Annotated in this window: 25 protein-coding genes and 1 tRNA gene; 10 read left to right on the top strand and 16 right to left on the bottom strand. The window is 41.1% G+C overall.

Annotated elements, in window-relative coordinates; all coding sequences use genetic code 11:
* Window positions 1-25: 25 nt before the first annotated feature.
* Window positions 26-793, bottom strand: a complete 768-nt coding sequence (pdhR, locus tag BCU68_RS13655) for a pyruvate dehydrogenase complex transcriptional repressor PdhR (protein ID WP_102565298.1) — start codon at window positions 791-793, stop codon at window positions 26-28.
* Between the two features lie 513 nt (window positions 794-1,306).
* Window positions 1,307-1,861 carry a 1,6-anhydro-N-acetylmuramyl-L-alanine amidase AmpD gene (gene ampD / locus BCU68_RS13660; protein ID WP_102565299.1) on the bottom strand — a complete coding sequence of 185 codons (555 nt, stop codon included), beginning with the start codon at window positions 1,859-1,861 and terminating at the stop codon, window positions 1,307-1,309.
* A gap of 73 nt (window positions 1,862-1,934) precedes the next feature.
* Between ampD and nadC the strand changes: the two genes are divergently transcribed.
* The 8 genes from nadC to yacG all read left to right on the top strand — a co-directional run bounded on the left by nadC (window position 1,935) and on the right by yacG (window position 9,069).
* Window positions 1,935-2,825, top strand: a complete 891-nt coding sequence (gene nadC, locus BCU68_RS13665) for a carboxylating nicotinate-nucleotide diphosphorylase (RefSeq protein ID WP_102565300.1) — start codon at window positions 1,935-1,937, stop codon at window positions 2,823-2,825.
* 306 nt (window positions 2,826-3,131) lie between these two features.
* Window positions 3,132-3,578 (top strand): prepilin-type N-terminal cleavage/methylation domain-containing protein, encoded by a 447-nt coding sequence (locus BCU68_RS13670; RefSeq protein WP_102565301.1) that lies wholly within the window; start codon window positions 3,132-3,134, stop codon window positions 3,576-3,578.
* The gene (pilB, locus tag BCU68_RS13675) at window positions 3,574-5,265 is read left to right on the top strand and encodes a type IV-A pilus assembly ATPase PilB (RefSeq protein WP_102565330.1); all 1,692 of its coding nucleotides are present in this window, start codon (window positions 3,574-3,576) and stop codon (window positions 5,263-5,265) included. Before BCU68_RS13670 ends, pilB begins: the two co-directional genes overlap by 5 nt.
* 52 nt (window positions 5,266-5,317) lie before the next feature.
* Window positions 5,318-6,544, top strand: a complete 1,227-nt coding sequence (locus tag BCU68_RS13680) for a type II secretion system F family protein (RefSeq protein WP_102565331.1) — start codon at window positions 5,318-5,320, stop codon at window positions 6,542-6,544.
* Window positions 6,545-6,581: 37 nt separating this feature from the next.
* Complete coding sequence (locus BCU68_RS13685; protein WP_102565302.1) at window positions 6,582-7,451, top strand: A24 family peptidase; 870 nt, start codon at window positions 6,582-6,584, stop codon at window positions 7,449-7,451.
* A 2-nt stretch (window positions 7,452-7,453) separates the two neighbouring features.
* Complete coding sequence (coaE, locus tag BCU68_RS13690; RefSeq protein ID WP_102565303.1) at window positions 7,454-8,068, top strand: dephospho-CoA kinase; 615 nt, start codon at window positions 7,454-7,456, stop codon at window positions 8,066-8,068.
* Window positions 8,069-8,098: 30 nt separating this feature from the next.
* A complete protein-coding gene (gene zapD / locus BCU68_RS13695; RefSeq protein ID WP_102565304.1) occupies window positions 8,099-8,839 on the top strand; it encodes a cell division protein ZapD in 741 nt (246 codons plus the stop codon).
* A 35-nt stretch (window positions 8,840-8,874) separates the two neighbouring features.
* Window positions 8,875-9,069 carry a DNA gyrase inhibitor YacG gene (gene yacG, locus BCU68_RS13700; protein ID WP_102565305.1) on the top strand — a complete coding sequence of 65 codons (195 nt, stop codon included), beginning with the start codon at window positions 8,875-8,877 and terminating at the stop codon, window positions 9,067-9,069.
* 97 nt (window positions 9,070-9,166) lie between these two features.
* Here the strand turns inward: yacG and rplS are convergent, their stop codons facing one another.
* From rplS to ffh, 5 genes are all read right to left on the bottom strand, one after another.
* Entirely contained in the window at window positions 9,167-9,520 is a 354-nt protein-coding gene (gene rplS / locus BCU68_RS13705) for a 50S ribosomal protein L19 (RefSeq protein ID WP_102565306.1), read from the bottom strand.
* Between the two features lie 48 nt (window positions 9,521-9,568).
* Window positions 9,569-10,321: a tRNA (guanosine(37)-N1)-methyltransferase TrmD gene (gene trmD, locus BCU68_RS13710; RefSeq protein WP_102565307.1), complete on the bottom strand. Its 753-nt coding sequence runs from the start codon at window positions 10,319-10,321 to the stop codon at window positions 9,569-9,571.
* 30 nt (window positions 10,322-10,351) lie between these two features.
* Entirely contained in the window at window positions 10,352-10,906 is a 555-nt protein-coding gene (gene rimM / locus BCU68_RS13715) for a ribosome maturation factor RimM (protein ID WP_102565308.1), read from the bottom strand.
* Between the two features lie 26 nt (window positions 10,907-10,932).
* Window positions 10,933-11,181: a 30S ribosomal protein S16 gene (gene rpsP / locus BCU68_RS13720; RefSeq protein ID WP_102565309.1), complete on the bottom strand. Its 249-nt coding sequence runs from the start codon at window positions 11,179-11,181 to the stop codon at window positions 10,933-10,935.
* Between the two features lie 271 nt (window positions 11,182-11,452).
* Window positions 11,453-12,838: a signal recognition particle protein gene (gene ffh / locus BCU68_RS13725; RefSeq protein WP_102565310.1), complete on the bottom strand. Its 1,386-nt coding sequence runs from the start codon at window positions 12,836-12,838 to the stop codon at window positions 11,453-11,455.
* Between the two features lie 205 nt (window positions 12,839-13,043).
* Here ffh and BCU68_RS13730 point away from each other — a divergent pair, with 205 nt between their 5' ends.
* Together BCU68_RS13730 and BCU68_RS13735 are read left to right on the top strand one after the other, a co-directional pair.
* Entirely contained in the window at window positions 13,044-13,838 is a 795-nt protein-coding gene (locus BCU68_RS13730; RefSeq protein ID WP_102565311.1) for an inner membrane protein YpjD, read from the top strand.
* Between the two features lie 111 nt (window positions 13,839-13,949).
* The gene (locus tag BCU68_RS13735) at window positions 13,950-15,227 is read left to right on the top strand and encodes a CNNM domain-containing protein (RefSeq protein WP_102565312.1); all 1,278 of its coding nucleotides are present in this window, start codon (window positions 13,950-13,952) and stop codon (window positions 15,225-15,227) included.
* 145 nt (window positions 15,228-15,372) lie between these two features.
* On the opposite strand, the gene luxS is transcribed toward BCU68_RS13735, so the two are convergent.
* The 9 genes from luxS to BCU68_RS13780 form a co-directional block, all read right to left on the bottom strand.
* Window positions 15,373-15,891 carry an S-ribosylhomocysteine lyase gene (gene luxS, locus BCU68_RS13740; RefSeq protein WP_102565313.1) on the bottom strand — a complete coding sequence of 173 codons (519 nt, stop codon included), beginning with the start codon at window positions 15,889-15,891 and terminating at the stop codon, window positions 15,373-15,375.
* A gap of 27 nt (window positions 15,892-15,918) precedes the next feature.
* Entirely contained in the window at window positions 15,919-16,539 is a 621-nt protein-coding gene (locus BCU68_RS13745) for a hypothetical protein (RefSeq protein ID WP_102565332.1), read from the bottom strand.
* Window positions 16,540-16,641: 102 nt separating this feature from the next.
* Complete coding sequence (gshA, locus tag BCU68_RS13750) at window positions 16,642-18,213, bottom strand: glutamate--cysteine ligase (protein ID WP_102565333.1); 1,572 nt, start codon at window positions 18,211-18,213, stop codon at window positions 16,642-16,644.
* A 141-nt stretch (window positions 18,214-18,354) separates the two neighbouring features.
* The gene (locus BCU68_RS13755; protein ID WP_102565314.1) at window positions 18,355-21,210 is read right to left on the bottom strand and encodes a pitrilysin family protein; all 2,856 of its coding nucleotides are present in this window, start codon (window positions 21,208-21,210) and stop codon (window positions 18,355-18,357) included.
* Between the two features lie 68 nt (window positions 21,211-21,278).
* The gene (locus BCU68_RS13760; RefSeq protein WP_102565315.1) at window positions 21,279-21,740 is read right to left on the bottom strand and encodes a YqaA family protein; all 462 of its coding nucleotides are present in this window, start codon (window positions 21,738-21,740) and stop codon (window positions 21,279-21,281) included.
* Window positions 21,741-21,849: 109 nt separating this feature from the next.
* The gene (locus BCU68_RS13765; RefSeq protein WP_102565316.1) at window positions 21,850-22,980 is read right to left on the bottom strand and encodes a sodium ion-translocating decarboxylase subunit beta; all 1,131 of its coding nucleotides are present in this window, start codon (window positions 22,978-22,980) and stop codon (window positions 21,850-21,852) included.
* 13 nt (window positions 22,981-22,993) lie between these two features.
* Window positions 22,994-24,775, bottom strand: a complete 1,782-nt coding sequence (gene oadA, locus BCU68_RS13770) for a sodium-extruding oxaloacetate decarboxylase subunit alpha (protein WP_102565317.1) — start codon at window positions 24,773-24,775, stop codon at window positions 22,994-22,996.
* 34 nt (window positions 24,776-24,809) lie between these two features.
* Window positions 24,810-25,073: an oxaloacetate decarboxylase subunit gamma gene (locus BCU68_RS13775; protein WP_102565318.1), complete on the bottom strand. Its 264-nt coding sequence runs from the start codon at window positions 25,071-25,073 to the stop codon at window positions 24,810-24,812.
* Window positions 25,074-25,484: 411 nt separating this feature from the next.
* Window positions 25,485-25,561 (bottom strand) — tRNA-Arg (locus tag BCU68_RS13780).
* Window positions 25,562-25,586: the final 25 nt, after the last annotated feature.

Here is a 25,586-nt window from a genome sequence, read left to right on the forward strand (position 1 = left end):
GCTAAAAACGCAAAAAATCGTTAAATTACGACTCTTTACCTTGTTCAATTCGGCGTAAAGAACGCTCTCTTCGTGACTGCTCTTTCGTCAAATCTAACAATGTTTCTTCGATATATGCTAAATGTGAATGTGACATTTCTCGTGCTTTCTCTGGCTGACCAGAAATAATCGCATCCACTATATTAGCTCTATGTTTACTGACACTATTCACCACCTCAGTACGGCGATGTAATAGCTTTAAATTCTGTAGCATATTTTGTTCAAGCAGTGGGGCTAAGCTGCGTACAATATGGAGCAATACAACATTATGCGCCGCTTCCGTTAAAGCGACTAAAAAACCCATGACAGCAGAGGCTTCTGCCTTAACGTCATTGTCTTGTTGTGATTGGTGTATTGCTTCTTGGCAAGCTTTAATACGGGCAAAGTCTTCATCAGTCCCTCGCAGTGCTGCAAAATAAGCCGAAATCCCTTCCATTGCATGGCGAGATTCCAATAAATCGAGTTGTGTTTCAGGATGGGACGATAATAAATCAAGCAATGGATCAGAAAAACTTTTCCAAACGTCAGTACTTACAAAGGTTCCACCGCCTTGACGACGAGTAAGTAAGTGCTTGGCTTCTAAACGTTGAATGGCTTCTCGGATTGAAGGGCGAGAGACATCAAATTGCTTAGCTAACTCTCGTTCTGGTGGTAATTGCTGCCCTGGAGCAAGCGTTCCTTCTACAATCAACCGTTCTAACTCTTGCTCAATAACATCAGAGAGTTTGGGTTGACGGATCCTTTGATAAGTCATATTTATTATGCTCATTCCCTTGACGGTAATTGGTCATACCAATTTTTCAACTTAGACAAGAAATTAACATAATCAAAATGGCAATGTCCAGCCAAAAATTGACTTAAATCATAAAACAGAGGGCTAGATAACAGTGAGTTAACAACAAAATCTAGATTGGGTAATATACAGAAAAGGAAGTGTTACAGAAAAAACACTCTAAAACAGCACTTAGAACAGCCCTAAATTATGTAATAATCATACAAATGTAAGTTTGCTTCACTGGCAATTGATTACATATTCAGCGTCACCTCTCTATTAATAACCATTAAGAGTTAATATCCTTTCATCATTCTGTAAGTTATTACGAAAACTTTCATTTTTTTTCATTATTTATTTCAACCATTTTTGCTATTTTTCGAGCCCCATTTTCACAACAAAAGATAACATGGCGATATGAGGGACTCAGCATGGTGGCACAACAAAAAAAACACAAATTCCTCACATAAAAGACAAGATATAAAACCCCATGACTTACTCCCCTTTCAATAAACTGCGGTAATACGACCAATCAAAACATAGACCGGGATCCGTTTTACGTAATGGTGCGATATATTGATGTCCCGTTATTCGCTCTTTTATAATGGCTGGATAGTGTATTTGTAGAGTTAGGGTCAACTGTTGTAAGGCTTGATATTGCTGCTTGGTATAAGGAACAAAGTCACTCCCTTCTAGTTCAACCCCAACAGAGTAGTCATTGCACTTTGAACGCCCAGCAAAACACGAAAGCCCGGCATGCCAAGCTCGGTGCATAAACGAAACAAACTGAACAATTTCACCATCACGACGAATTAAGCAATGTGCCGATACTTTCATCTTATAAACAACTGAAAAAAAACAGTGCTCTTTAGGGTTTAGCTTGCCTGTAAACAGTTGCTCAATATAGGGACCACCAAATTCACCAGGAGGCAAACTAATATTGTGTAACACCAAGAGTGATATATCTTTTATATCTCCTCTTTGGTCATAAAATGGTGATGGAACCTTTTTAACGTCGCTTAGCCAACCTTGCTTATCAATATTCATCATTTCTCTACTCTTTTATTTATTGACTAGCCAGAGTATCATTCTCATCTCACTCTCTTTCAAGAACAGATTTGCGATGAAAAATACCCACAACAGCCAAGAACGCCTTGACTACCTAAAGCAACAACTTCCCCTTGAGATCACTCGCGCCGTGACTGATACTCTAAAAGAAGATTTAGGTGGATGTCTTGATCCTGCCGCTGATATAACCGCAAGTCTAATTCCTGCTAATGCCCATAATACCGCAACCATCATTACTCGTGAGCACGGTGTGTTTTGTGGTCAAGCTTGGGCTGATGAAGTCTTTAAGCAACTTGGCGGTGAAGTTAACATCGATTGGCATGTACAAGATGGCGACAAAGTCGTACCAAACCAGGTCCTTTGTACTCTATCTGGACCATCGCGCATCTTATTAATCGGTGAACGTAATGCGATGAACTTTATTCAGACACTTTCTGGCTGTGCGACCGTGGTAGCGCAATACGCTGAGTGTATCCAAGGTACAGGTTGTCGCCTACTCGATACGCGTAAAACGATTCCTGGATTACGCAGCGCATTAAAATATGCCGTAGCATGTGGTGGTGGTCATAACCATCGTATTGGCGTCTTTGATGCTTATTTGATTAAAGAAAACCACATTATTGCTTGTGGCGGGATCACACAAGCAATCACAACAGCAAAAGAGCTCAACCCTGGTAAACCCGTTGAAGTTGAAACGGAAAGTTTAGATGAACTACGACTGGCTATTGATGCTGGCGCTGATATCATCATGTTAGATAACTTCACCACCGATATGATGCGTGAAGCGGTTAAAATTAATGCTGGTCGCGCTGCATTAGAAAACTCTGGTAACGTGACTTTTGAAACGATTCGTGAATTTGCAGAGACTGGTGTTGACTATATCTCTGTTGGTGCATTAACCAAGCACCTTAAGGCGATGGACTTATCCATGCGTTTTAAAGATTAACAACCATTGATACTCATAAGAAACTGATTTAATTTACTATCGATAGCATAAGCGCTGACTTATTTAATTCAGCGCTTTTTTTATACATACAAATCATACCTCCGCTTTTACTCTTCAAAAACCATCGCTATACCACTTGCTAGCCATGATAAAACTTGAGAATGATCACATATCAGTTGAGCATTTATGCAACAAAAATCAAAGTGTAATTAAGCTAGTCACAAAAATAATCACTAGCGCATGAGTCACGACTTCATATAAATCTATGCTCCATTTCGACCCATACATATAACAAAGGACAAAAATATGGTTAATCGAAAGAAAGCTCAACACGGATTTACTTTAATCGAACTGATGATCGTGGTCGCCATTATTGGCATCTTGTCGGCTTTTGCTGTGCCGGCATATCAAAATTACACCATGAAAGCGCATGCTACCGATATGCTCAGTGCTTCCGCCGCCATGAAAACCAGTGTCGGGCTCTGCTTGTCAGAAAATGGAAGTTCAACAAACACGCCATGCTTCTCGGGTACGAATGGCTCAATTCAAGCTCAATCTTTTGATGGTTTTGATTTAAGCGCAGCGGTTAGCGGTGCTGATGTCACTATTTCGGCAAAGGTTTCTGGTGCAAAAGGAGCGCTACCAAGTGATGCTGCCGTTAAACTCACCGCGGTTCATAATGGCAATAGCATCAATTGGGGCGTATCGTGTTCAGGGGAAGATAGTGATGAGTGGTGCCCATCTAATGATTAATTCAAATCTTATTAATGTTTTAAGCCAAGCTAACGTACTCAAAGCAAATCAAGTTGAGGCTATTTTTCAACACACTCACTCAACATCACTCAATGAACTGGAAGCCTTGTTTGATCTAGAATTATTGGAACCATCATTCATTACTGAACAATTAAGTGCCCTCTTTGGCTTACCTGAAGTTGATCTCGAGTTATATGAGTACCAACCCCTTTGCAAAGAGTTAGGGTTACGCGACCTGATTATCCGCCACCAAGTGATCCCGATTAGTCGCAGTCTGACAACATTAACACTTGCAACTTATGATCCCACGAATCAGCAAACGGAAGATGATTTTCGCTTTGCTACTGGTCTTCAAGTGTCCTTAGTGGTTTGTCATTTCCGCTATATACAAGGGGCTATTCGTCGCCTGTATGGTCAGCAGCACAACCCTGTTGAACATAATCATAAGGAGATACACCAAGATGAACTGCCCTACCTGCTAGATATGGAAAAAGAGCAGACCGAAGAGCTCGATCAACAGCATCTTGATGACTCTCCAGTTAGCCGCTTCATTCAACAGGTTTTATTGGAAGCTGCGGCTAAAGGTGCTTCTGATATTCATTTTGAGCCTTATGAGCAATGCTACCGAGTGCGTCTAAGGTGTGACGGTATACTCATTGAAACACAGAGCTTAACCCCGCAACTAAGCCGTCGTATGACTTCTCGAATAAAGATCTTAGCCCAACTTGATATTGCCGAACGTCGTTTGCCACAAGATGGTCGCATGAGCGTTCGAGTCAATGACACAACCACGATTGATATGCGCATCTCAACATTACCAACATTATGGGGAGAAAAAGTCGTATTACGATTACTCGATAACCGCACCACACAACTTGATATTGACCAGCTTGGTTTTAGTGATATTCAGAAAAAACAATATCTAACAGCACTAAGAAAACCACAGGGAATGATCCTTGTTACTGGTCCAACAGGAAGCGGTAAATCGATCTCCCTTTACGCGGGGTTAAAAACGCTCAATACACAAGAAGTGAATATATCGACCGCAGAGGATCCCATTGAGATGCCAATTAACGGCGTCAACCAAGTTCAAGTTTTACCTAAGATTGGGCTCGATTTTTCGCAAGCACTACGGGCATTTTTACGCCAAGATCCCGATGTTGTTATGGTGGGCGAAATCCGTGATTTAGAAACAGCTGAAATAGCAATGAAAGCATCCCAAACGGGTCACTTAGTGCTCTCTACCTTACATACCAATTCCGCTGTGGATACGATGGTCAGACTAAAGCAGATGGGAATCGAGCCTTTTAACCTCGCCTCTTCATTAAGCTTGATCGTTGCTCAGCGGTTAGCTCGTTGTTTGTGCCCGAAATGTAAAGAAGTTGACCAGCGTTCAGCCTACTTACAGCAACACCTTAATTTACCGAACAGTAGCGTCTTATATGAAGCGAATCCTTCTGGTTGCCCAGAGTGTATTAATGGTTACCAGGGAAGAACGGGCGTCTATGAGGTATTAGAAATCAACGCCCAAATAACTGAAGCATTAATGAAAGGGGCAAATACTCAGGAATTAGAGCAACTAGTCTATCAAAACCAAACCTCTAACTTGCATCAGTCTGGGGTAGAAAAAATGCAAAAAGGACTAACAAGCTACAACGAATTACAACGTATCCTTCATGATTTCTAACTTTTCCCTCCTTGTTTTATCCAAGCAAGGAGGTCTTAAAGAGAGGCAAGCTATGTTTAAAGGAACGAAACCTCAATTAAAAAACTACCGCTGGAAAGGGTTAGATAGTCGCAATGGAAAATGCTCTGGAAACCTATTGGCTCTGACTGAACAAGAAGCTCGACAACACCTCAACCAAAAGAATATCCGCCTTTTTCGGCTCAAGTCAAATCCCCCATCCTTATTGGTACGCCTATCTCAGCGTTGTAATAATAAGGACATTACCCTACTCACACGGCAAATGGCGACAATGCTAGAAACCGGTATTCCATTAACTCAAGCATTACAGCTAGTCAGTAGCCACCAAACCAAAGCAGAAATGACCTCTATACTGACTCACTTACGCACGCAAATAGAAGGCGGTCACTCTCTGTCACAAGCATTAAACACGACTAGTCCCGTTTTTCATGGTCTATATGTTGATTTAATCTCAGCGGGTGAGCAATCGGGTCATTTAGCTCATGCCTTTTTACGCCTCGCTCTGTATCGAGAAAAGAGTGATATATTAAAATCCAAGGTCATCAAAGCACTTATCTACCCTAGCATTATTCTCATCACCGCTTTAATTGTCTCTTATTTAATGCTTACCCAAGTCATTCCACAATTTGAGAGCATGTTTTCTGGTTTTAATGCTGAATTACCTTGGTTCACTCGTAAAGTTTTAACCCTTTCCGATTGGGTTCAAAATTACAGTCTCTTTATTATGTTGGTGACTTTAACGCTCACCTCGGTTTTTTACTCTTGGCAAAAGCGTTCACAAGCGGTGCAATTAAGGCTGCATAAATTTGCCCTGCAACTGCCCATTATTGGCATCATTTTATCGAAAGCAGCCATTGCAAAATTTAGCCGTACATTAGCCACGAACGTTGCTGCTGGTATTCCGCTGATATCCAGTTTAAATAGTGCTTCTCATACTGCTGGTAACCTTTTTTATCAAACTAATATCAGCAAAATATGCCAAGAAACGGCAACCGGTGTGCCTATTTATATTGCAATGAAGAACACTCAAGCCTTTCCCGATACTGTTGTCCAAATGGTTATGATTGGAGAAGAATCAGGGCAATTAGATGACATGCTCAATAAGATCGCCACCATGTATGAAAGCGATGTCGATCATAGCGTTGATAATTTGGGGCAAATGCTAGAGCCATTAATTATTGTTTTATTAGGAGGATTAATTGGTGGGCTCGTTATTGCGATGTATTTACCAATCTTTAACTTAATGAGCGTGATAGGATAGAATCACTATTTCATTATATTTTTAAGAGCATTAACTCATGGAAGCGTTTCATTATTACCCTTGGCTTTTTACTTGTTTAGCTACAATTTTTGGCTTGGTCATTGGTAGCTTTCTAAATGTCGTCATCCACCGATTGCCCATTATGATGGAGCGAGAATGGCAAGAAGAGTGTGCGGAGGCTTTCGAAAAATACAATATTCCTAAACCAGAGGGAAAATACAATTTAAGTATTCCACACTCTAGTTGCCCTCAATGTCAGCACCGCATTGGCATTATTGACAATATTCCACTCATCAGTTGGTTATTATTAAAAGGTCAATGTCGTCATTGCTCTCACCCAATCAGCGCTCGTTATCCACTGGTCGAACTATTAACCGCTGGGCTGAGTTTTACCATTGCACATCATTTTGGCTTTGGCTATTTCACCATCGCTTTACTGATCTTTACTTTTATTCTGCTGGCGGCAACATTTATTGACCTTGATACCATGCTACTGCCTGATCAATTGACCTTACCCTTACTTTGGGGCGGGATTAGTCTGGCATTATTAGAGCTTAGCCCCGTTTCATTGCAAGATTCTGTCATTGGCGCGATATGTGGTTACCTGTGTTTGTGGTCGGTCTTTTGGGGCTTTAAACTGCTGACAGGTAAAGATGGAATGGGATATGGAGACTTTAAGCTCCTAGCTGCCTTAGGCGCATGGCTTGGTTGGCAATATTTACCGATGATCATTTTACTTTCTTCATTCATCGGATTAATTTTTGGACTCATTCAACTACGCTTGCAGAAAAAAGGCATCGATAAAGCCTTTCCGTTTGGTCCTTATCTTGCTATCGCAGGTTGGATCAGCCTAGTTTGGGGAGAGCATATTCTGAATTGGTATTTAACATCTATTGTAGGTATCTAACTATGCCATTAATTATTGGTCTCACAGGTGGGATAGCAAGTGGTAAAACGACCGTTGCAGATCTATTCCAGCAGCATTTTAATATTGATATTGTTGATGCCGATGTGGTAGCGCGTGAAGTCGTTGCGCTAGGCAGTGTAGGGCTAAGTAAAATTGTCGATCACTTCGGCTCTGCTATCACCCTTGAGGATGGTCAATTAGATAGGGCCAAGTTACGTGAACACATTTTTTCAAACCCTCAAGAGAAAGCGTGGTTAGACCAATTATTGCACCCAATGATCCGTGAGAAAATATTAAGCGAACTATATAAAACAACGTCTCCCTATGCTTTACTAGTTGTGCCTTTGATGATTGAAAACAATTTACAGGTCTTAACTGATCGACTGCTGGTTATTGATGTAAGCCCTGATATTCAGATTCAACGGACAATGGACAGGGATAATGTGAGTGAAAAACAGGTCCGTGCTATTTTACAATCTCAAGCTAGCAGAGAAGAACGCCTACTGCAGGCTGATGATATTGTGGAAAATAACACATTAAATCAACCTCTCTTGCCTAAAATCACAGAATTACATCAAAAGTACCTAGCCATCGCTAGGGGTAATCTGGGAAAATAGAGCTGAGCACATTGAGAAATAAGAAATAATATGAGTACGCATAAATTTGAACACCCATTAAATGAAAAGACACGCATTTACCTGCGAGTTGAATCACTCCTAAGGCAGTTGCATCTGTCTTCTGCATTTTCTGATGCTCAGCAGTACCAATTATTTTTTCGCTCTTTGTTTGATTTATTAGAAATCTTTGAGCAAGTACAAATAAAAAATGACTTAGCAAAAGATTTAGAAAAGCAGCGCTTATCCTACCAAGCATGGCAAAGTGTTGAGGGTGTCGATCAAGATATGCTCACAAGCCTACTAACCAATATTGAGCTAATTCACACGCAATTAATTAAAGCTGAACGATTTGGTCAAGCGCTTAAAGAGGATCGCTTCTTAAGTGCCACGCGTCAGCGATTTAATTTACCTGGTGGCTCTTGTTGTTTTGATCTGCCAGCACTTCATTACTGGTTGCACTTACCAACAAATAAAAAAGCCAAAGATGTCAATCGCTGGCTCACTAGCCTTAAGCCTCTTTCCGATGCGCTTAGCCTTTGGTTAAAACTGACTCGTGAAACTGGTCAATTTAAAGCCAAAATTGCTCGTAAAGGCTTTTTTCAAAGTGATGCCGATCAAGCAAACATTCTTCGCTTAAGCATCCCTTTAAGTCACGGGGTTTACCCTATGATATCTGGCAATAAAAACCGCATTGCCATTAAATTTATTAACTTTGAATCCGGTCAAGCTTGTACTCAAGATGTTGAGTTTGATCTTGCGATTTGCTGTTAAGCTTACTTAGATATTTTATTCAGGATCTATTTTTTATGACCAAACCTACCATTGTTCAATGCCCTCAATGCCAAGCTGACGTCGAGTGGGGAGAGCAAAGTCCACATCGACCATTTTGTAGCAAAAAGTGCCAAATGATTGATTTCGGAGAATGGGCAGATGAAGAGAACTCTATTCCTGGCGCACCAGATATGTCAGATTCGGATGGCTGGTCAGAAGATCCATATTAAAAAAGTTCTTATTTGAATTATTATTCGATTAGTTTTCTTTCAGACACAAAAAAACGGAGCCAAATGGCTCCGTTTTTATCATGAGAAAGCAAAAGAATTACTTCTTAGCAAGTTTCTCTTTGATACGAGCAGACTTACCAGAACGCTCACGTAGGTAGTACAACTTGGCACGACGTACTGCACCACGGCGTTTAACTTCAATGCTATCAACCATTGGAGAGTGAGTTTGGAACGTACGCTCAACACCTTCACCGTTCGAGATTTTACGAACTGTGAATGCTGAGTGAAGGCCACGGTTACGAATACCGATTACAACACCTTCGAACGCCTGTAGACGCTCACGGTCACCTTCTTTTACCTTAACCTGAACTACAACAGTGTCACCTGGTGCGAATTTAGGAAGGTCTGATTTCATTTGCTCTTGCTCAAGAGCGTTGATGATATTACTCATTTGTAAATACCCTAGAATAAACTGATACTAAATTTAATAGGTTACTGCTTACTTTTTATCATTCGCTTTATGCGACTTAATAAATTCAGCCAGTAATTGTTCCTGTTCGTCAGTCAGAGCTAGGTTTTCCAGGAGCTCTGGTCTTCTTAGCCAAGTACGGGCTAACGATTGTTTCAATCGCCAGCGACGAATATCCTGATGGTTTCCAGATCTGAGTACCGCAGGCACTTCAGCTCCATCTAACACTTCTGGACGCGTATAATGAGGGCAATCTAACAAGCCATTGGCAAAGGAGTCTTCCTCTGCTGACGCAAAATCACCTAATACACCCGGAATAAACCGAGAGACAGAATCAATTAACGTCATGGCCGGTATTTCACCACCCGTCATCACAAAATCACCAATTGACCATTCTTCGTCAACTTCGGATTGAATGATACGCTCATCTACCCCTTCATAGCGCCCACAAATAAGAAGTAAATTCTCATTAGTAGCCAACTCTTCAACCCCTGTCTGGTCGAGCTTGCGACCTTGAGGAGAAAGGTAAATGACTTTCGTCTTACCTGGTGATGATTGTTTGGCTGTTTGGATAGCATCGCGCAAAGGCTGAACCATCATTAACATACCAGGACCACCACCATAAGGTCTATCATCAACAGTGCGATGTTTGTCATGAGTGAAATCACGAGGATTCCAAGTCTCTATAGACAAAAGACCTTTTTTTACCGCTTGACCTGTTACCCCAAAATCAGTAACTGAACGGAACATTTCAGGAAATAGGCTAATTATGCCAACCCACATGTGTTCTCTCGCTCTCTACGTTTTAAGGGATTAAAATCCAGGATCCCAGTCAACTTCGATCCGGCGAGCTTCGCGATCAACTTTTTTGATCACTTGCTCTTCAAGATACGGAATTAACCGTTCTTTTTGGCCAAAAGCATCTTTAAGATTTGCTTTAACTACCAAAACATCATTTGAACCCGTTTCCAATAAGTCAGTGACTTCACCAAGGTTGTAACCTTTAGTGGTGAAAACTTGCATACCAAACAATTCACGCCAGTAGAATTCATCTTCTGACAATTCAGGTAGAGAGGCAGGATCAATAGCAATTTCAAAGTTGGTTAGTAGTTGTGCGTCTTCACGTACATCTAACCCTTCCAGTTTACATACATAGCCTTGACCATGACGTTTCCAGCTTTCTACTTTGTACTCGACCCATTTGCCTTTTTGGTTTAAATACCAAGGTACATAATCAAAAATGCTTTCAGCATTGTCTGTGTAGGAAAAAATCTTAAGCCAGCCACGAATGCCGTAAGTAGACCCAAGTTTACCCACCACAATTCTTTCGTTTTGCTCACTCACTATTTTCTTCTCCTTCATCGACATAAGCTACTTCTCTATATAATAAAGAATTAAGCCGCTTTAGAAGCGTCTTTAACTAGCTTAGCTACGCGGTCTGAAACAGATGCGCCTTGACCAACCCAGTGATTTACACGGTCTAGGTCGATACGTAGGCCTTCTTCTTGACCTGTTGCAGTAGGGTTAAAGAAACCTACTTTCTCGATGAAACGGCCAGTTGCTGAATTACGGCTGTCCGCTACTACGATTTGATAGAATGGACGCTTTTTAGCGCCATGACGTGCCAAACGAATGGTAACCATATCGTCCTCTTTGCTTTCTTAAAAAAAAAATTAACCCCAGGAGCTAGGTACTAATGAAAGACTAGCTTGGGGTCTCGTGCCAAATTAAAGCCCCAGAATTTTACTCTTATTCAGAACCAATGCAAGGGCTTTAGCTACTTTTTCGCCACTAATAATGACAAAAATAATTTTATAATGAAGTCAGATGTATAAAAAAAACGACTAACTTATTTATTCATAAGAAAAATAAAGCTCATCGTTTTTTATATGGTTTTATTCACACATAGATGAATTAGCGACCAAATGGACCGCCCATGCCACCCATTCCGCCCATACCACCCATCATGCCTTTCATATTTCGCATCATGCCTTTCATTCCACCCTTCTGCATTTTCTTCATCATTTTTTGCATTTGAGTGAACTGTTTTAATAGGCGGTTGACATCTTGAACTTGAGTACCAGAACCCGCAGCAATACGTTTCTTACGAGAACCTTTAATTAATTCAGGGCGTTGACGCTCTTTCATCGTCATAGAATTAATCACAGCTTCCATTTGCTTAAACATTTTGTCATCGACTTGATCTTTAACATTATCTGGAAGGTTGCTCATGCCAGGCAATTTGTCCATCATGCCCATCATGCCGCCCATGTTTTGCATTTGACCTAACTGCTCACGGAAGTCTTCTAAATCAAACCCTTTTTTCTCTTTGAATTTTTTCGCTAACTTTTCAGCTTGATCAGTATCAACATTGCGCTGTAAGTCTTCAATTAAAGAGAGAACATCACCCATGCCTAAAATGCGAGAGGCAACACGATCAGGGTGGAACGGTTCTAGTGCATCGGTTTTTTCACCAACACCTAAGAATTTAATTGGCTTACCAGTAATATGACGCACTGATAATGCAGCACCACCTCGAGCATCACCATCAACTTTAGTTAAGATAACACCGGTTAACGGGAGTGCATCGCCAAACGCTTTCGCTGTGTTCGCGGCATCTTGACCAGTCATTGCATCAACAACGAATAATGTCTCAACCGGAGTAATCGCGGTGTGAAGATCTTGGATTTCTCCCATCATTTCTTCATCAATCGCTAAACGACCAGCCGTATCGACAATCAGTACATCGAAGAATTTCTTTTTCGCATGATCGATCGCAGCATTCGCAATCGCCAAAGGCTTTTGATCAGCCGATGAAGGGAAGAAGTCAACGCCTACATCCTCAGCAAGTGTTTCTAGCTGTTTAATCGCAGCAGGACGGTAAACGTCGGCAGAAACGACAAGAACTTTCTTTTTATCTCTTTCTTTTAATAGCTTTGCCAGTTTACCTACCGATGTGGTTTTACCCGCACCTTGTAAACCCGCCATCAAAATAACAGCAGGTGGTTGAGCTGCTAAATCAAGCGCTTCATTTGACTCACCCATTACCGCTTCAAGTTCAGCTTGTACGATCTTAATGAACTCTTGACCTGGAGTAAGTGATTTTGACACCTCAACGCCAACAGCACCTTCTTTAACGCGTTTAACGAAATCACGTACTACAGGTAGAGCAACGTCAGCCTCTAACAGTGCCATGCGCACTTCGCGTAGGGTTTCTTTAATATTATCTTCGGTCAATCGACCTTTACCGCTGATATTTTTCAGCGTTTTGGATAGTCTATCCGTTAAATTATCAAACATAATTCTCTCTTCGCTCAAGGCTGCGATCTATTAAGGTAAGTATACCTTAGGGTTTAGGTGAGTCATACCCGTGAAATAAGGCATATTTACCAGCCACATTCGGAACTGAGAACTCACTCTATATCAATTCTATTTATTTACACCATAGCCCAATAGCCAGATGCAGGGTATAATTCATTAATTCAGTTTTATTTGTGTAGGAAACATGGACAGTTTATTGGCTATTTTTGCCGTCGTTCTCTATCTATCAGCTATCATCATGATAGTACCGGGTCTTGTTCAGCAAGCTGGTATTAAGGCAAAATACGTTTTTGTCTGTGCACTGCTCGCTCTTACTTTTCATGCCGGCTTGTTAAGTGACTCGATCGTTAACGACTTTGGGCAAAACCTTAGCATTTTAAATGTCGCCTCACTGATCAGCTTTATTATCTCTTTTGTTATGAGCGTTGCCATGCTGAAAACTCGCTTATGGTTCTTATTACCTATAGCTTATAGTTTTTCTGCTATAAATCTAAGTGCTTCTGCTTTTCTTCCTAGCACGTTTATGACGCATCTAGAGCATAATCCTAAATTACTCATTCATATTTCGCTTGCTTTATTTGCTTACTCTACACTAACGATAGGCACTTTATATGCAATTCAATTAGCTTGGCTTGATCATAAGCTGAGAAAAAAGAAAAAACTCACAATCAATCCAAACCTTCCCCCTTTAATGATGGTGGAGAGGCAGCTTTTCAAGATCATTTTAATTGGTAATCTATTATTAACCGGCACTCTATTTACTGGGTTCGTGTTTATTCAAGATATGTTTGCTCAAGGAAAGGCTCATAAAGCCATCTTATCTTTTGTTGCTTGGCTTATCTATTCCCTGCTGTTATGGGGGCACTACCAACAAGGTTGGCGTGGAAAAAAAGTCACTTGGTTCGCTATTATTGGATCAAGCCTTCTCACACTCGCTTACTTTGGTAGTCGATTCGTACAAGAAATCATTTTAAATTAAATTCAACAAGGTAAGCTTGTTTAGCGTGATAATAATGTCGCCCTTACAATGCTCATGACTTAGCACTTCAGGTCATTTACAAACCATACTATATATAGGGATCATATTGCTTTGAACGACATATCTACGGGTATTTTATTTGCAATACTTGCATGTCTCATCGTTATTTCGGCTTACTTTTCAGGTTCAGAAACAGGAATGATGTCTCTGAATCGCTATCGACTTAAGCATTTAGCTCAAAATGGACATAAAGGCGCAAAGCGAGTCGAAAAGCTACTTGATCGCCCAGATAGACTTATTGGATTGATATTAATTGGTAATAACCTCGTTAATATCTTAGCTTCTGCTATCGCCACGATTTTGGGGATGCGTATTTATGGTGATGCTGGGGTTGCTATTTCAACGGGGGCATTAACGCTCGTTATCCTTGTCTTTGCTGAAGTCACGCCAAAAACGATTGCGACACTCTACCCTGAGCGTATTTCCTATATCAGTAGTGTTCTTTTGAGCCTACTTATGAAGGTGCTATCTCCACTGGTTATTTTGGTCAACTTTATTACCAATGGCTTTATTCGTATTTTAGGTATTAAAGTTGATCATTCATCAGAAGATAATCTCAGTTCTGAAGAATTAAGAACCGTCGTTAACCAAGCAGGTAAGCTCATCCCTAGTCGTCACCAGGACATGCTTATTTCTATTTTGGATTTAGAGCATGTTACCGTTAACGATATTATGATCCCACGTAATGAGATCTCTGGGATAGATATTAATGATGACTGGAAATCGATCGTTCGCCAACTAACGCACTCTCCACATGGTCGTGTGGTGCTCTACCGCGATCAAATTGATGAAGTGGTCGGAATGTTAAGGTTGCGCGAAGCATACCGTCTTATGCTTGAAAAGAATGCCTTTAGTAAAGAGACGCTATTGCGTGCTGCTGATGAGGTTTACTTTATTCCTGAAGGCACACCTTTAAATGTGCAAATGATGAAATTTCAGCGTAATAAAGAGCGAATTGGCTTAGTGGTCGATGAGTATGGCGACATTAATGGTCTTATTACGCTTGAAGATATTTTAGAAGAGATTATTGGCGAGTTTACCACTTCGATTGCACCTAGCTTATCTGATGAGATCACACCACAAAATGATGGTAGCTTTTTAATTGAAGGCAGCGCTAACATTCGTGATATTAACAAGAGTTTGAAATGGGAGCTACCCACTGATGGTCCCCGTACATTAAATGGCTTAATTTTAGAGCACTTAGAAGATATACCGGAAAGCCATATTAGCCTAAGTGTTTCAAGGCACCCAATGGAAGTTCTAGAGCTAGAAGAAAACCGCATTAAGTTGGTTCGAGTATTTCCAAAACTCAAAAAAGCGAATGCATAAATCAATGTAGTATCAAGCTATTTAGCATAAGGCAATTTAACGCCTTACGATTAAGTTAGCCGATACAAAACAACAAAAAAGACCTTGAGTGCTCAGAGCGAATCAAGGTCTTTTTATTTAGAGGTTGAGTAATGCTAATTATAATTTAGTTAACCTTTAACTCTTGCAGCATACTCTCAGGTAAAGCCAACTCATCATTGCTATTGGTTCCGATACCAGAATCAATAATAGCCTTAGCAATCTCTTGTGCCTCTTGTAGCGAATGCATTGCTGCGGTGCCACATTGATATTCATTTAGCTCAGGAATCGCATTTTGGTCTGATACTTTCAATACGTCTTCCATCGCGGCTAGCCAAGCCTCTGCGACTGCATTTTCGCTCGGTGTACCAATTAAGCTCATATAGAAACCTGTACGACATCCCATTGGTGAAATATCGATAATCTCAACACTGTCACCATTTAAATGTGCACGCATAAAGCCTGCGTATAAATGCTCTAAAGTGTGTATACCCTTTTCCGATAAGATATCTTTATTCGGCGCAGTAAAACGTAAATCAAAGACGGTTATCGTATCGCCTTTTGGGGTTTGCATTGTTTTAGCAACTCGTACTGCTGGAGCGTTCATTCTTGTATGATCGACGGTAAAACTATCAAGTAATGGCATTTTGATTCTTCCTTGCATTGTTATCCATTAAAAAAACCAGCTACGTTTTTTATCCAGCTCTTGACGACACTGCTTCAACTGCCAGCCATATTCATTTGCTTGCTGCTCAACTCTGCGAGCAATATTGATCAACCATGGCTTCTGGTTATATGTATTACGCTGATAACCGCCACGCCCTTCATGATAAGCCAGGTATTGATTGTAAGTGTCCCACTTTGATATTTTAAGCTGTTGCTGTGTACCCGTTGTGTACCAACCAATAAACATCAACGCATCATCAAAATTAGTTCTGGAGCCACCATGCTTGGTTTCTTTTTGAAAATCAGACCAGGCAGCGTCTTGTGCTTGAGCATAACCATAGGCACTACTAGTCCTTCCCCAAGGAATGAACCCTAGTACGTATTTTTTCGGTGGACGTGCATCGTGGCGAAAGCTGCTTTCTTGCTTAACAAAAGCCATGGCAACCTGGATAGGCGTTCCCCACTTTTTCTCCATCGCGAGAGCATCTTTATACCAGCCAGACTTTTCACGAAAAATATCACAAAGGTCATCTTGTTTTTTCGGTGGTGCTGTTGCACACCCTGCCAGTAATACGATACAGCCTAGGGCAATGAGCGCACGCTGATAATATTGTCGTGATATTAACATTGCTCTATTTTTCATTTAAATACTGTTTATTCCATTCAACAAGATTGTATGTTAAACATGCACCATCAAGAGTAAGAGTGATGATGCATCTATCCATTTTATTTATGCTTTATCTAAGTATGAGAAATACTCAGCAAGAAAACTATCAAATGATACCTTATCTGCTTGCTCTATCTCTGCTTGAGCAAGGCGTGAACGCTCAACTTCTTGTTCCATTAACTCACGGCTGTACACTTGGTATTGGTGCTGAGAGTGCCTCTGACTAAACTCATCACCCAGTACGCAACCAACCTTACCTAAGCTACCGTACTGTTTTGTTTTTTCTAACAACTGAGCCGAAATCGTCAATTCAGGGTTATCAATCCACTCACTAAACTTTTCACATGTCTTTTGGTATTCATTACCTTGTAGCTGGGAATCCATAGTTTTTGCAATCACCATTAAATCGGCAAATACTCGTTTTGCCCAGTCTTGCAAACTCAACTTTTCACCTTGGCAGCCGATCTGTAGCTCTAAACCAACCTGACGCCCTTCTAAAATCACTTTATTCCAGTTTTCGTGCCAACATGCCAATTCGCAGTTATCCATAGGTGCGGAGTCTGACAATACACTCCAAGTTAAAAAGAGATCCAGGAAACGAACCTGATCTTCGGTGATTCCCACAGGGCTAAATGGATTAACATCTAATGAACGTACTTCGATATATTCAACACCTGAGCGCGCTAAAGCTTCCGATGGCTTTTCTCCATTTTTAGCCACACGTTTAGGGCGGATCGGGGCATAGAGCTCATTCTCTATCTGTAAAACATTGCTGTTTAATTGACGATGATGACCTGCAACATTGACCCCTATTTTAGCAAACTCTTCTGATGGTGTATGAATGGCTTTATTTAGCCCCTCTAGATACTCATCAAGGCTATTAAAGCCAATTTTAAGCCCGCTCTGCTCACTATTGGTATAACCTAAATCACTCAAGCGTAAAGAGGTCGCTTGAGGTAGATAGAGTGTCTCACCGATCTTTTTAAAAGGTAGTTTTGTCTCTTTGCCTTGTAAAAAAGAAGAGCAAAGTGCAGGAGATGCGCCAAATAAGTAAGGAAGCAGCCAGCCAAAGCGGTAATAATTACGAATCAAACCAAAGTAAGCTTCCGATTTTGAATGCTCTCGTTGAGCTTGTTCTTGCTCACCATATAAAGCATCCCAAAAAGATTCAGGAAAAGAAAAGTTAAAATGAACGCCAGAGATAACTTGCATCAAACTGCCATAGCGGTGCTTTAGCCCTTCGCGGTAAAGCGTTTTCATTCTGCCATTATTTGATGTGCCGTATTGAGCCAGTTGGATATCCTCTTCGTTACCAACATAACAAGGCATCGACAATGGCCAGAACTTCTCTGAACCCACTTTAGTTTGAGCAAAATGGTGAATATCTGATAACTGTGAAATAAGGGTAGATACTTCATTTGATACAGGCGTAATGAACTCTAATAATGATTCTGAGAAATCTGTCGTTACCCAGTTATTTGTTAGCGCCGATCCCAATGCCTTTGGGTGAGGTGTCACGGCAAGGTGCCCCTCAGCACTATAACGTAATGTTTCACGTTCTACACCTCTGCCAAATTGTGAGAATACAGTAGGGTTAGTAGCGACTTGCTGAAGTCGCGTTGTAAAATCAGTCAAAATTAAGTTCACTTATTTTATATTGCTCTATTTGAACAAACGAAATTTGGTGGTGAATAAATTGGCAGATAGTTCATTAAAAAAACCTATCTACCAAAATACTTAATGAGGTGCGTTAAACCTCTCCCTTTAATATATTCTCTAACGTATGATTTCAAGCTCTTTTATTGCTATACCTAGTTTTTCAAGCTGAGGTTGCAATGATTTCGCATCACCGACAATAATAATTTGATAATCTTGCGGATTGAACCATTTCTTGGCCAAATCATTCAGTGTTGCTTTATCAACCGTATCGACAATATGATTGCGTTGCTGCAAGTAATCATCGTCTAAATCAAAGGTAAGAATATTACTCAGCAATGCTGCTTTTTGTGATGGTGTTTCATACTTTAGTGCATCTTGCTGCGCGACCGCTAAACGCATAAATTGCACTTCTTCATCCGTCAAACCAGCTGAGCTAAATAGACTTAATTCTTTTTGTAACTCAAGCAAAGATGCAATGGTGGCATCTGCGCGTACTTGAGCATTAAAGACAACGGCACCAACTTCTCGAGAACTGGCAAAGTAACCACTCGCTCCATAGGTGTAACCTTTATCTTCGCGTAAGTTTTGATTAATGCGACTATTGAAGTTACCACCTAAATTAAAGTTGGTTAACTGGCTTAAGTAAAGCTCTCCAGTCACATCAAATGGCAAACCTTGACGTACCATTCGTACGATACTCTGTGGTGCATTGGGTTTATCAACTAAATAAATAGCCTGCTCTGAGTTAGGTTTAAGTTCTTGAGAGATTAAAGTACCTTGCTTTGGTCCTTGCCACTGCTCAATAAAGCTTAGTTGCTTTCTGATATCATTCTGTTCAATATCGCCAACCACAACAATTTCAACACCATCAGGAGTGTAATTTTGGCGGTAGAACTGTTTTACATCATCCAGTGTTAAGGCTGCTAACGATGCTTCTGTACCATCATTCGAGCGAGCATAAAGAGTATCGCCATATAAAATCTGACGTGTTGCTTGAGAGGCCATCCAGCTTGGTTGTTGGTGCTGGTAAATGACACCTTCTAACATCTGCTGTTTTACTCTATTAAAATCACTCTGCTCAAAAGCTGGCGAAAATAACATATCTTCAACCAATGCTAATGTTTCTGGGAGCTGCTTGGTTAATGATGAAATGGTTACATTAGTACTATAAGAGTTGGCACTAAAACTAATTTCACTGCCTAATTTATCTAACTCTGCTTGAATTGCTTCAATGGAAAGGTTCTTTGTCCCCTCTTCCATTAAAGCTGCTGTTAAGCTTGCTAATCCTTCCTTGCCTTGCTCAACATAACGGTTACCAGCGGGTAATTGAATTTGCATCTGAACCGTTGGTGTTTCTGCGCTGAGCGTACCTATTAATTCCACCCCATTAGCAAAGCTCTGCTTATATAACGTGGGTATGGTTGCTTTAACACTCTGAGCGGCTTGTGGAGTAACTGAGCGATCAAAGCTATCACTCACTTGACGATAATCAAGATCTTGCTCTGTTACTTTTTCATAAGTCGGCAGCGTACGAGGAGGCGCAATAAATGTGGCTTCTTTTACTGCAAGAGAGAGTTGACCTTGAGGAATAACACTTAACGTTACCTTCGGCTTATCTTTAATAAACTTATCATAAGCCGCCTGCACAGATTCTGGAGTCACCGCACGAATTTGTTCTAGTTGTTCTTCAATGCGATCAGGCTGACCATAAAAGGTCTCATTGGATGCTAGACGTGAAACTTTTCCTTTGACACTCTGCAAAGAAAACACGGCATTAGCTTCCGACTTACCTGTAATTTGATCGAGTCTATCTTGAGTCACACCTTGCTTTTCAAACTGCATTAACGTCTGCATAACAGCATCGTTTAATTGGCTAAGATCGCCTTTTTCTCCATCAGGTCCCATGGCATATACATATAAAGTACAAGCCAACTCAGCACAATCTTGATAGGCGCCAATATTGATCGCTTTTTGTGTTTTAATCAGATTCTGATACAGGTAACTGTTTGTTCCACTGCCTAATACATTAGCAAGTGCATTAATCGAGGCTTGATTATCATCACCACGATATGTCGTAGGCCAACCAATTAATACCATCGGCTGACGGATGCGATCTTCTAATGTCACATAGCGATCTTCACTTAATGTCACTGGCTGTTTTGGTGCATCGAACACCTCAGGCCCACGAGGAATGGTGCCAAAATATTGATTCACCCACTCTAATGTTTGCTCTTTATCAATATCTCCCCCAATCGTGATCACAGCATTATTTGGACCATACCAGCGTAAAAAGAAAGCTTTTAGATCATTCACATCAACACGATCTAAATCTTCCACATAGCCAATGGTTTGCCATGAATAGGGGTGTCCTTCAGGGAACATCGCTTCTGATATTCGCTCCCACATTAATCCGTATGGTCGATTATCATAGTTTTGTGCTCGTTCATTTTTTACCGTATCACGCTGTATTTCAAACTTCTCTTGTGACACCGCCTCAAGCAAAAAGCCCATTCTATCGGACTCTAACCAAAGCATTTTTTCTAGTTGATTCGCAGGAACCGTTTCAAAGTAATTGGTACGATCACGGTTTGTTGTTCCGTTTAATGTACCACCAGCTTCAGTGATGATTTTAAAATGCTGCTGGTCACCGACGTGCTTTGAACCTTGGAACATCATATGCTCAAAGAAATGCGCAAAACCTGACTTACCAATCTCTTCTCGCGCTGAACCAACGTGATAAGTGACATCAACATGGACCAATGGATCAGAGTGATCTGGAGAAAGAATAACAGTTAACCCATTATCAAGTTGATACTTACTATAAGGTATCTGTACTTTACCCTTCTCTTGCTTTGCTTGTTCTATAAACGTAATGCCTGACGGTACATTGTGATCAATAACTGGCGCTGGAATATCAGTACTGCAGCCATATAATGCGACCAAAGAAAAAGTACTTAACCAATGCTTTTTCATAATCTGTCCTTAAGAAGAATCGAATACTGGTATCTATTCGATATAATGGGGTTGAAGAGTAAAGCGCCTTAAAATAGACCTAAATAAATCGCCGCTAACAAAGAGTAACGAACGGCTTTTCCTATACTAATGAGAATAACACAGGGTAAAAACTTCATGCGTAGCCAGCCTGCGGCCAAACATAATGGATCACCGATAATCGGTAGCCAGCTAAACAGTAGCGACCAATAGCCATATTTTTCTAACCACTGCAGTGCTTTATGACCATGTTTCTCTTTTTGAGTTCGATTCGGTAGCCATAAACCGAGCCAATAGTTGGTTAACCCACCTAATGTATTACCTAATGTCGCAACGACGATTACCGAAAATACTGAAAATTGATCCAAGCTCAATGTCGCCACTAAACCGGCTTCTGAGCCGCCTGGTAATAATGTGGCACTTAAAAAACCGGTAATAAACAAGACCCACAATGCTGAATCAGAAAACCACAAAGCAACGTGCTCAAAAGTTGTATTAAATAGTTCTAACATTGGTCACTCTAAAAAAGATAATAAAAAAGGGATGCTAAATAGCATCCCTCTGACTATAAACGATTTTAGCGCTTGGGTTAAACAAGAGCCGTCGTTATTTATGTTTCTGCTAGCCAACTAGAGCAAGCAAAATACCCGCAGCAACCGCTGAACCTAATACACCGGCAACATTTGGCCCCATAGCATGCATTAGTAGGAAGTTTTGTGGGTTAGCTTCAAGCCCTACTTTGTTCACTACCCTTGCAGCCATTGGAACCGCTGAAACGCCAGCAGCACCAATCAATGGGTTAATATCTTCTTGCGAGTACTTATTGAGCAACTTAGCCATCAGTATGCCTGTTGCTGTACCAATACTAAATGCCACAGCGCCTAAACCTAAAATACCGAGGGTTTCTAAGTTTAGGAATGTATCGGCTTGCAGTTTCGAGCCAACACCTAAACCTAAGAAGATTGTTACGATATTAATCAACTCATTTTGAGCGGTTTTAGACAGCCTATCGACAACGCCAGCTTCTCTCATTAGGTTACCTAAACAAAACATCCCCACAAGTGGCGTTGCAGAAGGTAAAAAGAGAATAGTCATCACAAGTACCGCAAGAGGAAATAGCGTTTTTTCCGCTTTACTGACTGGACGCAGTTGCGCCATCTGTATTTTTCGCTCTTCCGGGCTCGTTAACGCTTTCATTATCGGAGGCTGAATAATAGGGACTAGAGCCATATAGCTATAAGCTGCCACCGCAATTGCCCCTAATAAATCAGGAGATAAGCGGCTAGCTAAGAAGATAGCGGTCGGACCATCTGCTCCACCAATGATGGCAATAGAAGCAGCATCCTCCATGCTAAATTCAATACCAGGAACATAGTTGAGTAAAATCGCACCAAACAGCGTTGCAAAAATACCAAACTGAGCGGCAGCGCCTAACCATAGTGTTTTCGGATTCGCAATTAGCGCTCCAAAATCGGTCATTGCCCCTACGCCCATAAAGATGAGCAGAGGAAATATGCCAGTTTCTATTCCGATATAATAAACGTAATACAACAAGCCACCAGGCTCTGTAAACCCTGCATTAGGAATATTGGCCAGTATTGCACCGAACCCTATAGGTAGCAGTAGTAATGGCTCAAATCCTTTTTTAATTGCCAAAAACAGTAATAGGCAACCCACGAGCATCATGCATAATTGCCCGAACTCAAAGTTTGCAATCCCTGTTTCTGACCATAAGATCATTAATCCTTCCATGAATCAAAGCTCCCTAGGCAAGGTTTAATAAAGGCGAACCAACGGTAACGGCATCACCTTCTTTAACAATTAAATCTTGCACTATGCCGCCACGAGCAGCTCGGATTTCTGTCTCCATCTTCATTGCTTCTAAAATGATCAGAACATCACCTTCCGCAACTTCACTTCCTGCTTGTACATTGACTTTAAAAATATTACCAGCCAATGGTGCAGGGATCGCTTCCGCTTCACTCGCTGCAACAGGAGACGCTGAAATAGCAGGTTTAGCAACAGGAGCTACCGAGGTGAGTTCACCCTGAGCACCGACTTCAACATCATAAACTTGTCCATCAACTTTAACGCTATAGCTCTCAATGCCTGTTTTTGCTGGCGCACTAACCGCAGGCGCCGTAGTTGGAGCAGTTTCAAGTGTTGGCGCTGGCTCAAATGCATCAGGATTATTGCGGTTTTTCAAGAATTTCAAACCAACCTGAGGGAATAGAGCATAAGTTAGGACATCATCGACACTGTCTTCTGCTAGTGAGATATCTTCACTTTTAGCAAGATCAAGTAACTCAGTCGTTAGGCTATCAAGCTCATGTTCAATAAGATCCGCTGGTCGACACGTGATCGCTTCACCGCCCTCAAGAACCTTAGCCTGCAACTCTAGATTCACTTCTGCTGGTGCTTGCCCATACTCTCCCTTGAGTACCCCTGCCGTCTCTTTAGTAATGCTCTTATAGCGCTGACCCGTCAGTACATTAATAACGGCCTGAGTTCCGACAATCTGTGAAGTTGGAGTAACAAGAGGGATATAGCCTAGATCTTTACGAACTTTAGGGATCTCATCTAATACTTCATCAAGGCGATCAGCTGCGCCCTGCTCTTTTAATTGACCTTCCATATTGGTCAGCATTCCGCCTGGTACCTGAGCAATAAGAATACGCGAGTCGACCCCTTTCATCTGGCCTTCCCATTTTGCGTATTTCTTCCTTACTTCACGGAAATAGGCAGCAATTGGCTCTATTTGCTCAAGTTTAAGGTTTGTATCTCGCTCTGTACCTTCTAGCATAGCGACAACGGTTTCTGTTGGCGTATGACCGTAAGTTTGGCTCATTGAAGAGATCGCAGTATCAAGAATATCAATCCCTGCTTCTACAGCTTTAACTGCTGTCGCTGTTGATAAGCCCGTCGTTGCATGACAATGCAGAGCAAGCGGTACATCACACGATGCTTTTATTCTTGTAATCAGCTCTTCTGCTTCGTAAGGTTTTAATAATCCTGACATATCCTTAATACACAACGAATGACAACCAAGATCTTCTAAGCGCTTAGCCAAATCAACCCAAGTATTGGTGTTATGAACTGGGCTGGTTGTGTATGACAATGTACCTTGAGCATGGCCACCCGTTTTTATCGTCGCCTTAACTGCAGTTTCAAAGTTACGCACATCATTCATCGCATCAAAGATACGAAATACATCCATACCATTGTTGTGAGCACGCTCAATAAACTTTTCGACAACATCATCTGCATAGTGACGGTAACCTAATAAGTTCTGACCTCGTAACAGCATCTGCATTGGAGTATTAGGCATTGCCTTTTTTAATGCACGTAAACGCTCCCAAGGATCTTCACCTAAAAAGCGGATACAAGAATCAAACGTGGCTCCTCCCCAAGTTTCAAGAGACCAGTAGCCAACTTTATCCAACTCAGCAGCTATTGGTAACATATCTTCAACACGCATACGCGTAGCAAAGAGGGATTGGTGGGCGTCACGAAGTACAACATCAGTAATCGCTAATGGTTTAGACATTCTCATAAACTCCTTTTTAAAATCCTTTAAAGTACTACTTAGCAGTAGGTGTGCGATATTGATGAACCGCAGCCGATATTGCCGCCACTACCTGTGGACTAACAGCAGAAGGGGTTGATTGTGTTTGAGTGTTTTTTTTGGGTATGACTGTGCTCGGGGAGCATACTACTTCTTCTGGCAGTAGCTTTGACATCATCCGAACAAGAAACACAAGAATGGTGAGAAAAATAAATACTACAGACATTCCGGTGATCATTAAGGTTGCTGCATCGCCTAGCAAACTTCCAATGTTTGACATATAACTTCCTTTCTTAGTCATCCTGACAAAGGGGATTAATCAGTATAATTAATGCGCTAGATTGTCACTAATCCCTGATTATCTCGTCTAACTGGAATTTGTCAATTTTGTTTAATGAAGTATTGAACTTTAAACCCATTTTGATCACAAAAACACACATCCACACTAATAAATTAACAGTCATTGACACTATTCCTGCCACCAGAAAACATAACAACCTAAGTTATTTTTCGATCAAAATTTGATTTGTCATGATCAACGTACATTGGATAAAAGATGGATATAAGAGGAATAACTAGAAAGAGAAAGAGAAAGAGAGAGAGAGAGAGAGAGAGAGAGAGAAAATCTAAGGCATTGAAATGATAATAGATACAAAAAAGCCTCGCAATAGCGAGGCTTTTTTGTCAAAGGTGGTGCGCCCTGGAGGATTCGAACCTCCGACCGCCTGGTTCGTAGCCAGGTACTCTATCCAGCTGAGCTAAGGGCGCAACAAGGTTTCGATACTGTTTAAAC

It is taken from the genome of Vibrio sp. 10N.286.49.B3 (assembly GCF_002873395.1).
In the GTDB taxonomy this organism is placed as follows: Bacteria; Pseudomonadota; Gammaproteobacteria; order Enterobacterales; family Vibrionaceae; genus Vibrio.